Consider the following 14138-nt stretch of genomic DNA (forward strand, 5'->3'; position numbering starts at 1 on the left):
CCCGGTAGGGGAGTGCCGATGCTGAGCCGTATCGAGAGTTTCCTGCTCAACCTCGCCGCCTTGGCGGTGATCGGTCTGGGCCTGTTGATCACGTCGAGCGTGCTTCTGCGCGCGCTGTTCAACTCGGGCATCCCCGACACGATCAACATGGTGCGCGAGCTGATGGTGGCGGCGATCGTGCTGCCGCTCGCCGCCACCGCGGCAGCACGCGGCAACATCGTCGTCGAGGTGCTGTCGGAAAGGCTGCCGCCGCGCACACAGGACTGGCTGGTCGTGCTGGGCTCCATCGTCGGGCTCCTGGCGCTTGCACCGCTGATCTGGGCAGGCTGGAAGGAGGCCGTGCACACGCTGCAGTCCGGCAGCTACTTCTTCGGTCAGCTCAACCTCCCGAAATGGCCTGGCCGTGTGATCTTCCTGTTCGGCGTCTCCTTCTGCTGGCTGCGGCTGGCGATCCAGATGGTCGGCGACATCCGCACGATCCGCGCTGGACGGCGGGTGCTGATCGATCCGTCGCGCCCCGAGCATCACGAGGAGGTCTGAGACCATGGACGGCACTCTCATCGGTCTCGTGGCCTTCGGCGCGGTCCTGTTCCTGCTGGCGCTGCGCGTGCCGATCGCCTTCGCGCTCGCGGCGATCGCCACCATCGGTACCTTCGTCATCTTTGCCTTCCGCACCGGGACCTTCGCGCCCGAGCGGGCGATCCGGCCGACCACCTCGCTGGTGTTCTCGAACAGCTTCGACCTGATCCACAGCTACGACCTGTCGATGATCCCGCTCTTCGTGGCACTGGGCCACATCGCCTATCGCGCCGACATCACCACCAAGATCTACCACGCCGCCCGCGTCTGGCTGGCCCGCGTGCCGGGCGGCGTCGCCATGGCCTCGGTCGTGGGCTGCGGCGGCTTTTCGGCAATCACCGGATCCTCGATCGCCTGCGCCTCGACCATGGGTCGGATCTGCACGCCCGAGATGCTCTCGGTCGGCTATGACAAACGGCTCGCCACCGCCTCGGTCGCCGCCGGCGGCACGCTTGGCTCGCTCATTCCGCCCTCGGTCCTGTTCATCATCTACGGCATCTTCACAGAGACCTCGATCAGCCAGCTGTTCCTTGCGGGCATCCTGCCGGGCATCGTGTCGCTCCTGGGCTTCCTTCTGGTGATCTTCATCTGGGTGAAGCGCGACCCGGCCGCGGCGCCCGCCTATACGGGCATCATTTCCATGGCCGATCGCGGCCGCGCCGCGCTCGAAGCCTGGCCCGCCGTGCTATTGTTCGTGATCATCGTCGGCGGCATCTATGGCGGCATCTTCACCGCCACCGAAGCGGCTGCGGTCTGCGTCTCGGCCGCGGTGCTGATCGGGCTGGTGCAGCGCAAGCTGACCTTCCGCGCGATCTGGGAGTCGCTGCGCGAGACCTGCATCCAGACCACCTCGATCTTCCTGATCGCGGCGGGGGCCAAGATCTTCGTGGCCTTCATCGCGCTCACCGGCGTCGCACCCGACATCGTCGAGGCTGTCACCGCGGCCGAACTGTCGCCGGTGTTGCTGATGGCCGCGATCGCGCTGATCTACCTCGCGCTGGGGATGTTCCTCGACCCGATCGGCATCATGGTGCTGACCCTGCCGCTGATGATCCCGCTGATCGAGACCTATGGCTTCGACCTGATCTGGTTCGGCGTCGTCGTCATCAAGCTGCTCGAGATCGGCCTGATCACGCCGCCCGTGGGCCTCAACGTCTTCGTCATCGCCGGCGTGGTCGGGCGCGACGTGCCGATCGACCGCATCTTCGCCGGTATCGCGCGGTTTTTGTCGGTGGACGTCCTTGTGCTGATCCTGATCATGGCAGTGCCGGCGCTGTCGCTGGTCATACCCTATTCGATGTGAGGTTGCCGTGAAGATCACCGATGAAAGCCAGGACCGCCGTTTCGCCACCACGCTGGCCCGTGGGTTGTCGGTCCTGCGCGCCTTCCGGCCTTCGGATGACGGTCTCGGCAACGCTGAGATCTCGGAGCGGACCGGACTGCCGAAATCGACCGTCTCGCGGCTGACCTTCACGCTGCAATCCCTGGGCTACCTGACCCATGCGCGCCGGCACGACCGCTACCGCCCGGGTCCCGCGCTGCTGGCGCTGGGCAACGTGGCGAGCGCCTCGATCTCCTTCGTCGAGCTGTCGGGGCCGATCATGCAGCGCGTGGCGGACGAGACGGCGACGCTGGCGCTGCTGTCGGTGCGCGACCGGGGCCGGGTGCTCATCACCAAGACATGGCGGCCGCAGAACGTCTCCTCGATCTGGCTCGAGGTCGGGCACCGCCTTCCGTTCAAGGGGTCGAGCTCGGGTCACGCCATGCTGGCCGCCCTTTCGGAGGAGGGGTTCGCCGAAGCCGTGGCCGACGCCGAAGGCCATCGCGGCCTCGACGAGGAGAGCGCACGCGCGGCGCGGCGCGAGGCCTATACCCAGCTCGTCACCGAGGGCTTCGTGATCGCCGATCCGGCGGCCTATTTCGCGTCCAACATCCACGCCGTGTCGGTGCCGTTCCAGTCGCGCGACCTGAGCGAGCCGGTGATCTTCACCTGCGGGGCCATGCCCAAGGATCTCAGCATCGAGCGGATGCGCGAAGAGGTCGGCCCGAAGCTGCAGGCCGGGGTGCGCGAACTGGAGCGGATCATGGGGCAGGGGCCGTTCCTGACCCGGCACGATATCTGATCGTGCTCTTAATTCTGCATGTTGGAATTAAGATTTACATGTTGAAACTTGATCGGGCAATCGGTTAGGCTGGAGCCCGAGGAGGAGGATCAAATGGCAGGTACTGTGCATTTCGAGACCCGTGGCCAGATCGCGGTGATCACCGTCGACCACGCGCCGGTGAACGCGCTGGGCCGCGACGTCCGCGCCGGGCTGGTGGCGGCGATCGAACGGTTCGAGGCGGAGGACGCCGAGATTGCCGTCATCCACGGAGCCGGCCGGTTGTTCATCGGTGGCGCCGACATCTCGGAATTCGGCAAGCCGCCGCAGGAGCCGTTCCTGCCCGACGTGGTCAACCGTATCGAGGCCTGCACCAAACCGGTCGTCGCCGCGATCCACGGCGCCGCGCTGGGTGGTGGTCTCGAGATCGCGCTCGGCGCGCATTACCGCGTCGCCGTCCCGGGCGCGCAGCTGGGCCTGCCGGAAACCAAGCTCGGTGTCATCCCCGGCGCGGGCGGCACCCAGCGCACGCCGCGTCTTGTCGGGGCCGAGGCCGCGATCGACATGGCCACCACCGGCACGCCGGTCCCGGCCGCCAGGGCGGTCGAGATGGGGCTGGTGGACCGGCTGGGAGAGGGTGAGGCACTCGATGCCGGCTTGGCCTATGCGGAGGATCTGCTTTCGCAGGGCGCGGGCCCGCGCCCGGTGCGCGACATGGCCGCGCCCGCGCATGACGCCGCGATGTTCGATGCGCGCCGCGCCGCGCTCAAGAAGAAGCTGCGCGGTGAGGTGGCCCCGCTGGCCGCGCTCGATGCGATCGAGGCCTCGACCAAGATGGGCTTCGATGAGGGCCTCGCCGAGGAGCGGCGCCAGTTCATGAAGATGATGGAGACGCCGCAGCGCGCCGGCCTGATCCACGCCTTCTTCATCGAGCGCAAGGTCGCCAAGCTGCCCGAGATCGAGGGCATCGCCCCCCGCGACGTCTCGGCCATCGGCGTGATCGGCGGCGGCACCATGGGGGCGGGCATCGCCACCGCCGCTTTGCTGCGCGGCCTGACCGTGACGCTGGTCGAGCGCGACGACGAGGCCGCATCCCGTGCCCGCGCCACCATCGAAAAGAACCTCGCCGCGGCGGTGAAGCGCGGCAAGCTAAAGGAAGACAAGCGCGACGCGATCCTTTCGGGCGCGCTCTCCTGCGTCACCGGCTACGACGAGCTGGGGCAGGCCGACGTGATCATCGAGGCCGTGTTCGAGAGCATGGACGTCAAGAAGGACGTGTTCCGCGAGCTCGACCGCGTGGCCAAGCCCGGCGCTGTGCTGGCGACCAATACCTCCTATCTCGACATCAACGAGATCGCGCAGGCCACGAGCCGTCCGCAGGACGTGATCGGACTGCACTTCTTCTCGCCCGCCCATGTGATGAAGCTGCTGGAGGTCGTGGTCGCCGACAAGACCGCCCCCGAGGTCACCGCCACCGCTTTCGCTCTCGGCAAGAAGCTCGGCAAGGTCTCGGTCCGTGCCGGTGTCTGCGACGGCTTCATCGGCAATCGCATCCTGTCGCATTACCGCACGGCGGCCGATCACATGATCCTCGACGGCGCCAGCCCCTACCAGATTGACAAGGCGCTGCGCGACTTCGGCTTCCCGATGGGGCCCTACCAGGTGGGCGATCTCGCGGGTCTCGACATCGGCTATATGACGCGGCAGCGGAAGGCGGATCAGCGCCACGATCGCGACCGCTATCCCGGCTGGGCCGACACGCTCTACGAGATGGGGCGGCTCGGCCAGAAGACCGGTCGTGGCTACTATATCTACGACGAGGAGAGCCCGCGCGGCCGCCCCGACCCGGAGGTCGAGGAGATCATCGCCGCCGAGCGGGAGAAGCAGGGCGTCAGCCCGCGCGACTTCACCGACGAGGAGATCGTCGAGCGCTACATGGCCGCCATGGTCAACGAGAGCGCCCGCGTGGCCGAGGAGGGCATCGCGCAGCGCCCGCTCGATGTCGATGTGACGCTGCTCTACGGCTACGGCTTCCCGCGCCATCGCGGCGGCCCGATGCACTACGCCGATACCGAGGGGCTGGCCGTGATCCGCGACCGGATCGAGGGCTACGCCGCCGAAGACGATCATTTCTGGAAGGTCGCGCCGCTGCTCGCACGGCTGGCCTCCGACAATTCCACATTCGCCAGCCTGAACGGCTGAGAGGGAGAGACGACATGACCGACGCCGTCATCGTATCCACCGCCCGCACGCCGATCGGCAAGGCCGCCCGGGGCGCGTTCAACATCACCCATGGCGCCGACATGGCGGGCCACGTCGCCCGTCACGCGGTCGAGCGCGCCGGCATCGACCCGGCGCTGATCGAAGACGCGATCTTCGGCTGCGGCTATCCGGAATACGTTACCGGCGGAAACATCGCCCGCCAGGCGGTGATCCGTGCCGGTCTGCCGGTGTCGATCGCGGGTGCCACGGTCAACCGCTTCTGCGCCTCGGGCCTGCAGGCGGTGGCAATGGGCGGCCACATGATCGCGCAGGAAGGCGCCAAGGCGGTGCTGGTCGGCGGGGTCGAGAGCATCTCCATGGTGCAGCCGCCCGCACGCCATTCGCGCAACGCCTGGATCGAGGAGCACAAGCCCGAGCTCTACCACGCGATGATCGAGACGGCCGACACCGTGGCCAAGCGCTACGGCATCTCGCGCGAGGCGCAGGACGAACTGTCGCTGCAGAGCCAGATGCGTACCGCCGAAGCCCAGAAGGCCGGGCGCTATGACGCCGAAATCGCGCCGATGGAAGTGACCAAGGCCGTGAAGGACAAGGAGACCGGCGAGGTCTCGCATGTCACCGAAACCATCTCGATGGACGAGTGCAACCGCCCCTCGACCAATCTCGAGGGTCTGCAGAAGCTGCAGCCGGTGCGCGGCGAGGGCAACTTCATCACCGCCGGCAACGCGAGCCAGCTCTCCGACGGCGCTGCCGCGCTGGTGATGATGGACCGCAAGGAGGCCGAGCGCCTCGGCCTCGACATCCTCGGTGCCTTCCGCAGTTTCGCCGTAGCGGGCTGCGAGCCTGACGAGATGGGCATCGGTCCGGTCTTTGCCGTGCCGCGCCTGCTGGAGCGCCAGGGTCTGACCGTCGACGACATCGACCTGTGGGAGCTGAACGAGGCCTTCGCCTCCCAGGCGCTCTACTGCCGCGACACGCTGGGCATCGATAACGACAAGCTCAACGTCTCGGGCGGTTCGATCTCGATCGGCCATCCCTTCGGCATGACCGGCGCGCGGATGACCGGCCACCTGCTGATCGAGGGCCGCCGTCGCGGCGCCAAGCTCGGCGTCGTCACCATGTGCATCGGCGGCGGGCAGGGTGCCGCCGGCCTGTTCGAGATCTACTGAGAAAGGGCCCGGCAATGGACCTGAACTTCACCGAAGAGCAGAAGGCCTTCCGCGCCGAGCTGCGGAGCTTTCTCGAGGAGCGGCTGCCCGAGCGGCTGTCCGAGAAGGTGCGCCTCGGCCAGCGCTTGACCAAGCAGGATTACGAGGAATGGCACGCCATCCTCAACGAGAAGGGCTGGCTCGCGGGCAACTGGCCGAAAGAGCATGGCGGCGCCGGCTGGAACGCGGTCGAGCGGCACATCTTCGAGGAAGAGACCACCGCCGCCCATGCGCCGCGCATCGTGCCCTTCGGTCTCGCGATGCTCGGCCCTGTGCTGCAGAAGTTCGGCTCCAAGGAGCAGCAGGATTACTGGCTGCCGCGCATCCTCAACGGTGACGATTGGTGGTGCCAAGGCTATTCCGAGCCGGGCGCGGGCTCCGATCTCGCCTCGGTCAAGACGACCGCCGTGCGCGACGGCGACCATTACGTGGTGAACGGGCAGAAGACCTGGACCACGCTGGGCCAGTACGCCAACATGATCTTCTGCCTCGTGCGCACCTCCAAGGAGGGCAAGCCACAAGAGGGGATCTCCTTCCTGCTGGTCGACATGAACGATCCCGGCATCACCGTGCGCCCGATCGTGCTTCTCGACGGCGAGCCGGAGGTGAACGAGGTCTTCTTCGACAATGTCCGGGTCCCGGTGGAGAACCTCGTCGGCGAGGAGAACAAGGGCTGGACCTACGCCAAGTACCTGCTGACGCATGAGCGGACCAATATCGCCGGTGTGGGCTTTGCCAATGCCGGTCTCGCGAACCTCAAGCGGATCGCGCGGCTCGAACAGTCGGGCGGCCGCCCGCTGATCGAGGACCCGCTCTTCGCGGCGAAGATCGCCGAGGTCGAGATCTCCCTGATGGCGATGGCCACGACCAACCTGCGGGTGGTCTCGGCCGCTGCCGCCGGTCAGGCGCCGGGCGCGGAAAGCTCGATGCTCAAGGTCAAGGGCACGGTGATCCGGCAGGAGATCAACGCGCTGACCAAGCAGGCGGTCGGACCCTGGGCGATGCCCTTCGTCTCCGAGGCGCTGGAGGCGGGATCGAACGAGGGGCCGGTCGGCCCGTCCTACGCGATGTCCGCGACGCCGCATTACCTGAACAACCGCAAGCTCTCGATCTATGGCGGATCGAACGAGGTGCAGAAGACGATCATCGCCAAGGCGATCCTGGAACTCTGAGGGGCGGGACATGAACTTCCAACTGACCGAAGAGCGGCAGATGCTGCAGGACGGGCTGCGCCGCTATCTGGGCGAAGCCGTGACGCCGCAGGCCCTCGAAGCCGCGCAGACCACCGGCATGTCGCCCGAGATCTGGGCCGGCCTGTCCGAGATGGGCGTCGCCGGCGCGCTGTTCACCGAAGATCAGGGCGGCTTCGGCGGGGCCGGTTTCGACCTGATGGTGGTGTTCGAGGAGCTGGGTCGCGCGGGCGCGGTCGAGCCGATGCTCGAATTGCTGCTCGCCGGGCGGCTGGTCGCCGAGCTCGGCGACGAGACGCAGCAGGAGATCGTCGCGCAGGCGGTTGAGGGCGCTGTTCAGCTGGCCTTCGCGCATGGCGAACCGGCCAGCCGCTTCGACTTGGAGCGGGTCGAGACCCGCGCGGAGCGTAGCGGCGATGGCTGGACCCTCACGGGGCGCAAGTCCGTCGTCGTCAACGGCGCCCAGGCCGATCACATCGTCGTCTCCGCCCGAACCTCGGGCGATGTCGCCGACCGCGACGGGATCAGCCTGTTCCTGCTGCCCAAGGGCACGGCGGGCATCGAAATCCGCGACTACCCGCTGAGCCAGGGCGGCCACGCGGCCGAGATCGTGCTCGACGGCGTAACGCTGCCTGCGGGCGCGCTGCTCGGCGCCGAGGGCCAGGCCTTCGAGGCGATCGAAACGGCGCAGGCCCGCGCCACCGCCGCGATCTGCGCCGATGCGCTCGGCGCGATGGAGACAGCGCGCGCGCTGACCGGCGACTATCTCAAGACCCGCAAGCAGTTCGGCCAGCCGATCGGCAAGTTCCAGGCGCTGCAGCATCGCGCCGCCGACATGCTGATCGAGATCGAGCAGGCGCGCTCGGCGGTGATCAACCTGTGCGGCCATCTCGAGGCCGACCGCGACACCCGCGAGATCCACGTCTCCGCGACCAAGCACCTCGTCGGCAAGGTCGCGCGGCTGGTCGCCGAGGAAGCGGTTCAGATGCATGGCGGCATCGGCATGACCGAGGAATACGACCTCGCCCGCTTCGCGCGGCGGCTGTCGATGCTCGACCAGCGCTTCGGCGACGCGACCTTCCATCTGGGTCGCTTCGTAAGGCTTCGGGCGGCCTGATGGCGGGGCCGGGGATCATCGAGGGCGAGACCGGCGCGCAGCGGCTGATCGGCTACGTGCTAGATGTCGGCCAGAGTGATGGCCGGGCGCGGTGTCACCTCACCGTGACGGCGGATCACACCAACCGGCACGGCATGCTGCATGGCGGCATCGTCGCGACGATCCTCGACAACGCGATGGGCGCCACCGGCAGCCTGTCGCGCGATCCCGGCGGGCGCTACCCGTTCCTGACCATCTCGCTCAACACCCAGTATCTCGCCCCCGCCCGCGAGGGCGAGGCGCTGGTGGCGGTCGGGCGCATCACCGGGGGCGGACGCAAGATCCTGTTCATCGAGGGTGAGCTGCGGGGCGGCGACGACCGGCTGATCGCCACGGCGACCGGCGTGTTCAAGCCGGTACCGCAGCAGCACGGGGAGGGACGCGCATGAGCATGGCGCGGATCGAGGATCGCGGCGACCGGCTGGTGGTGTGGAACCTCAACGCTGCCCGGCGCGGCGCGCTCACACCGGACTATTATGCCGCGCTGCAGGACGCGCTGGAGACGGCGGGCCGCACCAAGCGCATCGCCTGCGTCGTCCTCGCATCCGAGGGCGGTTTCTTCTGCGCGGGCGGCGATCTCGGTGTTCTCGCCACCCGCGCAGCGCAGAGCGAAGCCGAGCGGCGCGGCAACATCGAGAAGCTGCATGACCTCGTCCGCGCCATCATCACCTGCCCCAAACCGGTGATCGCGGCCGTGGAGGGCGGCGCCGCCGGGGCGGGGCTGTCGCTGGCGCTGGCCTGCGACGTTACCGCAGCCTCCGACACCGCCCGCTTCACGGCCGCCTATGTGAAGGCCGGGCTGGTGCCGGATGCCGGGCTCACGCATTTCCTCTCCGTCCTGCTGCCGCGCGCCTTGGCGCGGCGGATGGTGCTTCTGGGCGAGCCCGTCGGGGCAGATCGGCTGCACGCGCTCGGCGCGCTGTCCGAGCTGGCGCCCGAGGGGCATGCCTTCGAGGCCGCGATGGCGCTGGCCGACCGGCTGGCTCAGGGACCGTCGGCGACGCAAGGCGCGATCAAGACGCTGATGAACAGCGCCGCGCAAGGTGATCTGATGGCCCAGCTCGATGCCGAGCGCGACGCCATGGCCCGTGCCCAAGGAACCCCTGAGGCGGCCGAGGGCATCGCGGCCTTTCTCGACAAGCGGGCCCCCGATTTCGTCGCGCTGAGGGAGATGTCATGACCGATCCCCTTTTCGATACCGCCGTGACCCGCGCCTATGGCACCCGGCTGCCGGTCGTCGCCGGTGGCCTGATGTGGCTGTCGGATGCGGCATATGTCTCGGCCTGCGCCCGCGCCGGGATCATCGGCTTCATCACCGCCGCAAGCTTTCCCGATCCCGACCGGCTCCGCGCCGAGATCCGCCGGACCCGCGAAATGGCCGAAGGCGGGGCCTTCGGGGTCAACGTCTCGATGCTGCCCAAGCTGGTGCCGGGCGAGCGCACCGCCGAGATCTTCGAGCTGATCGCCGAGGAAGGCGTGCGCTTCGTGGAGACCTCGGGCCGCAACCCGGCGCCATGGCTGCCGATACTGAAGGCCGCCGGCATCACCGTGCTGCACAAGGTGCCGAGCGTTCGCTTCGCCGAGAAGGCGCAGTCCGAGGGTGTCGACATGGTGTCGATCGTCGGCGCCGAGTGCGGCGGCCATCCCGGGCTCGATCTGGTGGGCAGCTTCGTCAACCTCGCGCTGGCCGAGCGGCGGCTCGACATTCCCTTCCTAATCGGCGGCGGCGTCGGTCACGGCGGCCAACTCGTCGCGGCGCTGGCGGGCGGCGCCGCGGGCGTCGTGGTCGGCACGCGGTTCCTCGTGGCCGAGGAAATCACGGCGCATCCCGACTACAAGCGGGCACTGTCGGAGGCGAAGGAAACCGACACGATGCTCAGCATGTCGAGCGTGCGCAACACGATCCGCACGCTGCGCAACGAGACCTCCGAGACCGTGGCGCGGCTCGAGGCCGAGAACCCGGAGATCGGGATCGAGGCGCTGCTGCCGCATGTCTCGGGCGCGATCGGGCGGCGCGCCTACGAGACCGGCGACGTGTCGCGCGGCATGCTGTCGGCGGGACAGGCGCTCGGGCTCACGGGCCAGATCGAGCCGCTGGCCGCTATTATCGGCCGGCTGGAGGAAGAGGCGCGGGTCGCGCTGGCGCGGCTGCGCCCGGCGATCCTGCAGGGGCAGACGCAGGGGGAGTTGGCATGATGCAGGCACAGACGGATGGGGCACGGCCGGTCGAGACCGGCACGCGCCGGGTGCACGAGCTGCTCGGCCGCCAGGCGCAGCTGCGCGGTCAGGCGCCGGCGTTGGTCGACGCCGATGGCCGTACGCTCGACCACGAGGTGTGCGAGGCGGCGGCCGGCGAGCTGGCAAGGCTGTTCGCGGAGCGTGGCGTCGTCGCCGGCGACCGGGTGCTGATCGTGGCCGAAAACTGCGCCGCGACCGCGCTGGCGATCTTCGCGGCCTCCTCGCTCGACGCAATCGCGGTCCCGGTCAATGCCCGGATGACCGGCACCGAGCTGGCGCGGATCACCGACCATGCCGGACCGCGCGCGATCCTCTACACCACCCATGTCTCGGCCGAAGCAGCCGGCCATGCCGAGGCGGCGGGCGCCGAACCCGTTGTCACCGCGACCGGTCGGCTCGCGCTGGCCAAGGGCCCCGGCGGCGCGCCCGAGCCGGTGGCGCAGGGGCCGGAGCAGACCGCCGTGATCCTTTATACCACCGGCACCACCGGCGATCCCAAGGGGGTGATGCTGACCCATGCCAACCTGCTCTTCGCCGGTGCCACCAGCGCCGCACTCAGGGGCATGGGGCCCGAGGATCGGGTCTATGGTGCGCTGCCACTGACCCATGTCTTCGGCCTCGCCTCGATGCTGATGGCGGCGGTGAGCTGCGGCGCCTGCGTGCAGCTCGAGACCCGCTTCGCACCGGACCGGCTGCTCGCGGCTCTGAAGCGCGGCGTCACGGTGCTGCCGATGGTGCCGCAGATGCACGCGCTGCTGATGAAGCACGTGGCCGGGCAGGGGCTCGACCGGCTCGAAGGCGCCAGGCTGCGCTACGTCTCGTCCGGCGCGGCGCCGCTCGACCCGGCCTGGAAGCGAAAGGCGGAGGCCTTCTACGGGCTGCCGCTGCAGAACGGCTACGGCATGACGGAAAGTACGGCCGGCGTCAGCGGCACCCGCAACCCGATCGGCGTGCCCGATGTCTCGGTCGGCCCGGCGCTTCCGGGTATCGAGATCCGCATCGATGCGCCCGATGCCGAGGGCGTGGGCGAAATCCGCACCCGCGGCCCGCATGTGATGAAAGGCTATTTCCGCAACCCCGAGGCCACCGCGCAAGTGATCGATGCCGAGGGGTGGCTCGCGACCGGCGATCTGGGACGGATCGATGCCGAAGGGCGGCTGCACGTGGTGGGCCGCTGCAAGGAGCTGATCATCCGCTCCGGCTTCAACGTCTACCCGCCCGAGGTCGAGGCCGCGCTGAACGATCATCCCGCCGTGGTGCAGGCCGCCGTGGTCGGCCGCTCGCGCGACGGCAACGAGGAGGTGCTGGCCTTCGTGCAGTGCACCGATCCCGTCCCCGAGCCTGCGACGCTGAAAGCCCATGTCTCGGAGCGGCTTTCGAGCTACAAGCGGCCATCGAAGATCCTGATCGTGGACCGGTTGCCCGCTGCGGCGACCGGCAAGATCCTGAAACACAAGCTGCTGGGCGTCTTCGCCGATCGCCTGGCCGCACTCGACGCGGAGGAGAAATAACATGCCCAAGGATATGCAGGGCCACGGCCCGGAACTCGCCCAGTTCGACTGGTCCGACCCCTTCCTGCTGGAGGCCCAGCTCGACGAGGACGAGCGGATGCTGCGCGACGCGGCGCAGGCCTTCGCGCAGGACAAGCTCGCCCCGCGCGTGACCGAAGCCTACCGCGAAGAGACGGCCGATCCGTCGATCTTCCGCGAGATGGGCGAGGCCGGGCTGCTCGGTGTGACCGTCGAGGAGGAGTTCGGCGGTCTCGGTGCGTCCTATGTCACCTATGGCCTGATCGCCCGCGAGGTGGAGCGCGTGGACAGTGGCTATCGCTCGATGATGTCGGTGCAGTCGAGCCTCGTGATCTACCCGATCCACGCCTATGGCTCTGAGGAGCAGAAGAAGAAATACCTTCCCGGCCTGTGCTCGGGCGAGCTGATCGGCTGCTTCGGCCTGACCGAGCCCGATGCGGGCTCCGATCCCGCCGGCATGAAGACCGTCGCGAAGAAGACCGACAACGGCTACCGGCTCTCGGGCTCCAAGATGTGGATCTCGAACGCGCCGTTTGCGGATGTCTTCGTGGTCTGGGCCAAGTCCGAGGCGCATGACGGCAAGATTCGCGGCTTCATCCTCGAGAAGGGCATGACCGGCCTCTCGGCGCCCAAGATCGGCGGCAAGCTCTCCTTGCGCGCCTCGACCACCGGCGAGATCGTCATGGACGGCGTCGAGGTCGGCGAGGACGCGCTGCTTCCGAACGCGCAGGGCCTCAAAGGCCCCTTCGGCTGCCTCAACCGCGCGCGCTACGGCATCAGCTGGGGCGCGATGGGCGCGGCCGAGGCCTGCTGGCATGCGGCACGGCAATACGGCCTCGACCGCAAGCAGTTCAACAAGCCGCTGGCCCAGACCCAGCTGTTCCAGAAGAAGCTCGCCGACATGCAGACCGAGATCGCGCTCGGCCTGCAGGGCTCCTTGCGTCTGGGCCGGTTGATGGACGAGGGCCGTGCCTCGCCGGAGCTGGTCTCGCTGATGAAGCGCAACAACTGCGGCAAGGCGCTCGAGATCGCGCGCCACGCCCGCGACATGCATGGCGGCAACGGCATCTCCGACGAATTCCCGGTGATGCGCCACATGATCAACCTGGAAACCGTGAACACCTATGAGGGCACGCATGACGTCCATGCGCTGATCCTCGGGCGGGCCCAGACCGGCCTGCAGGCGTTCTTCTGAGACAGGAGCAGATGATGAAGATCCTAGTCCCCGTGAAGCGGGTGATCGACTACAACGTGAAGGTGCGTGTGAAGTCGGACGGCTCGGGCGTCGATCTGGCGAACGTGAAGATGTCGATGAACCCGTTCGACGAGATCGCGGTCGAGGAGGCGATCCGGCTGAAGGAGGCGGGTGTGGCCTCCGAGGTGGTGGCCGTCTCGATCGGCGTGAAGCAGGCGCAGGAGACGCTCAGGACGGCGCTGGCGATGGGCGCGGACCGGGCGATCCTGGTGGTCGCCGCCGACGCGCCGGATCAGGACATCGAGCCGCTGGCGGTGGCGAAGGTCCTCGCCAAGCTGGTCGAGGAGGAGCAGCCGCAGCTGGTGCTCTGCGGCAAGCAGGCGATCGACAACGACATGAACGCCACCGGGCAGATGCTCTCGGCGCTGTTGGGCTGGAGCCAGGCTACCTTCGCCTCCGAGGTGAAGATCGACGGTGACAAGGCGCAGGTGACACGCGAGGTCGACGGCGGTCTGCAGACCATCTCGGTGAAGCTGCCGGCGATCGTCTCGGTGGACCTGCGGCTGAACGAGCCGCGCTACGCCTCGCTGCCGAACATCATGAAGGCCAAGAAGAAGCCGCTGGACGAGAAGACGGCGGCCGATTTCGGCGTCGACGTCAGCCCGCGGCTGGAGGTGGTGAAGACCGCCGAGCCGCCGGAGCGCAAGGCGGGGATGAT

Annotated in this window: 13 protein-coding genes; all 13 read left to right on the forward strand. The window is 68.3% G+C overall.

Features of this window, described 5'->3' with window-relative positions; translation table 11 throughout:
• Positions 1-18: 18 nt before the first annotated feature.
• A complete protein-coding gene (locus FHS00_RS16780) occupies positions 19-540 on the forward strand; it encodes a TRAP transporter small permease (RefSeq protein WP_183475252.1) in 522 nt (173 codons plus the stop codon).
• Positions 541-544: 4 nt separating this feature from the next.
• Positions 545-1882, forward strand: coding sequence for a TRAP transporter large permease (locus FHS00_RS16785; protein ID WP_183475253.1), 1338 nt, complete (start codon positions 545-547; stop codon positions 1880-1882).
• A gap of 7 nt (positions 1883-1889) precedes the next feature.
• Positions 1890-2702, forward strand: coding sequence for an IclR family transcriptional regulator (locus FHS00_RS16790; protein ID WP_183475254.1), 813 nt, complete (start codon positions 1890-1892; stop codon positions 2700-2702).
• Between the two features lie 93 nt (positions 2703-2795).
• Complete coding sequence (locus FHS00_RS16795) at positions 2796-4883, forward strand: 3-hydroxyacyl-CoA dehydrogenase NAD-binding domain-containing protein (RefSeq protein WP_183475255.1); 2088 nt, start codon at positions 2796-2798, stop codon at positions 4881-4883.
• A 14-nt stretch (positions 4884-4897) separates the two neighbouring features.
• Positions 4898-6073, forward strand: coding sequence for an acetyl-CoA C-acyltransferase (locus tag FHS00_RS16800; RefSeq protein WP_183475256.1), 1176 nt, complete (start codon positions 4898-4900; stop codon positions 6071-6073).
• Positions 6074-6087: 14 nt separating this feature from the next.
• Positions 6088-7284 (forward strand): acyl-CoA dehydrogenase family protein, encoded by a 1197-nt coding sequence (locus FHS00_RS16805; protein WP_183475257.1) that lies wholly within the window; start codon positions 6088-6090, stop codon positions 7282-7284.
• A gap of 10 nt (positions 7285-7294) precedes the next feature.
• Positions 7295-8419: an acyl-CoA dehydrogenase family protein gene (locus FHS00_RS16810; protein ID WP_183475258.1), complete on the forward strand. Its 1125-nt coding sequence runs from the start codon at positions 7295-7297 to the stop codon at positions 8417-8419.
• Complete coding sequence (locus FHS00_RS16815) at positions 8419-8847, forward strand: PaaI family thioesterase (RefSeq protein ID WP_183475259.1); 429 nt, start codon at positions 8419-8421, stop codon at positions 8845-8847. The genes FHS00_RS16810 and FHS00_RS16815 overlap by 1 nt, the downstream gene beginning before the upstream one ends.
• Positions 8844-9638, forward strand: coding sequence for an oxepin-CoA hydrolase, alternative type (locus FHS00_RS16820; RefSeq protein WP_183475260.1), 795 nt, complete (start codon positions 8844-8846; stop codon positions 9636-9638). The genes FHS00_RS16815 and FHS00_RS16820 overlap by 4 nt, the downstream gene beginning before the upstream one ends.
• Complete coding sequence (locus tag FHS00_RS16825) at positions 9635-10654, forward strand: NAD(P)H-dependent flavin oxidoreductase (RefSeq protein WP_183475261.1); 1020 nt, start codon at positions 9635-9637, stop codon at positions 10652-10654. The genes FHS00_RS16820 and FHS00_RS16825 overlap by 4 nt, the downstream gene beginning before the upstream one ends.
• Positions 10651-12207: a class I adenylate-forming enzyme family protein gene (locus FHS00_RS16830; protein ID WP_246391431.1), complete on the forward strand. Its 1557-nt coding sequence runs from the start codon at positions 10651-10653 to the stop codon at positions 12205-12207. Before FHS00_RS16825 ends, FHS00_RS16830 begins: the two co-directional genes overlap by 4 nt.
• Before the next feature lies 1 nt (position 12208).
• Entirely contained in the window at positions 12209-13420 is a 1212-nt protein-coding gene (locus FHS00_RS16835; RefSeq protein ID WP_183475262.1) for an acyl-CoA dehydrogenase, read from the forward strand.
• Positions 13421-13434: 14 nt separating this feature from the next.
• A partial coding sequence (locus tag FHS00_RS16840; protein ID WP_183475263.1) for an electron transfer flavoprotein subunit beta/FixA family protein occupies positions 13435-14138 on the forward strand: 704 nt, incomplete at its 3' end.

Origin of the sequence: Limimaricola variabilis, from assembly GCF_014195545.1 — a bacterium.
Lineage (GTDB): Bacteria > Pseudomonadota > Alphaproteobacteria > Rhodobacterales > Rhodobacteraceae > Limimaricola > Limimaricola variabilis.

Coding starts and splice junctions, on each gene's coding strand:
- FHS00_RS16810 (WP_183475258.1), top strand. CDS start 7,295: ATGAACTTCCAACTGACCGAAGAGCGGCAGATGCTGCAGGACGGGCTG.
- FHS00_RS16820 (WP_183475260.1), top strand. CDS start 8,844: ATGAGCATGGCGCGGATCGAGGATCGCGGCGACCGGCTGGTGGTGTGG.
- FHS00_RS16800 (WP_183475256.1), top strand. CDS start 4,898: ATGACCGACGCCGTCATCGTATCCACCGCCCGCACGCCGATCGGCAAG.
- FHS00_RS16785 (WP_183475253.1), top strand. CDS start 545: ATGGACGGCACTCTCATCGGTCTCGTGGCCTTCGGCGCGGTCCTGTTC.
- FHS00_RS16815 (WP_183475259.1), top strand. CDS start 8,419: ATGGCGGGGCCGGGGATCATCGAGGGCGAGACCGGCGCGCAGCGGCTG.
- FHS00_RS16795 (WP_183475255.1), top strand. CDS start 2,796: ATGGCAGGTACTGTGCATTTCGAGACCCGTGGCCAGATCGCGGTGATC.
- FHS00_RS16825 (WP_183475261.1), top strand. CDS start 9,635: ATGACCGATCCCCTTTTCGATACCGCCGTGACCCGCGCCTATGGCACC.
- FHS00_RS16805 (WP_183475257.1), top strand. CDS start 6,088: ATGGACCTGAACTTCACCGAAGAGCAGAAGGCCTTCCGCGCCGAGCTG.
- FHS00_RS16835 (WP_183475262.1), top strand. CDS start 12,209: ATGCCCAAGGATATGCAGGGCCACGGCCCGGAACTCGCCCAGTTCGAC.
- FHS00_RS16830 (WP_246391431.1), top strand. CDS start 10,651: ATGATGCAGGCACAGACGGATGGGGCACGGCCGGTCGAGACCGGCACG.
- FHS00_RS16780 (WP_183475252.1), top strand. CDS start 19: ATGCTGAGCCGTATCGAGAGTTTCCTGCTCAACCTCGCCGCCTTGGCG.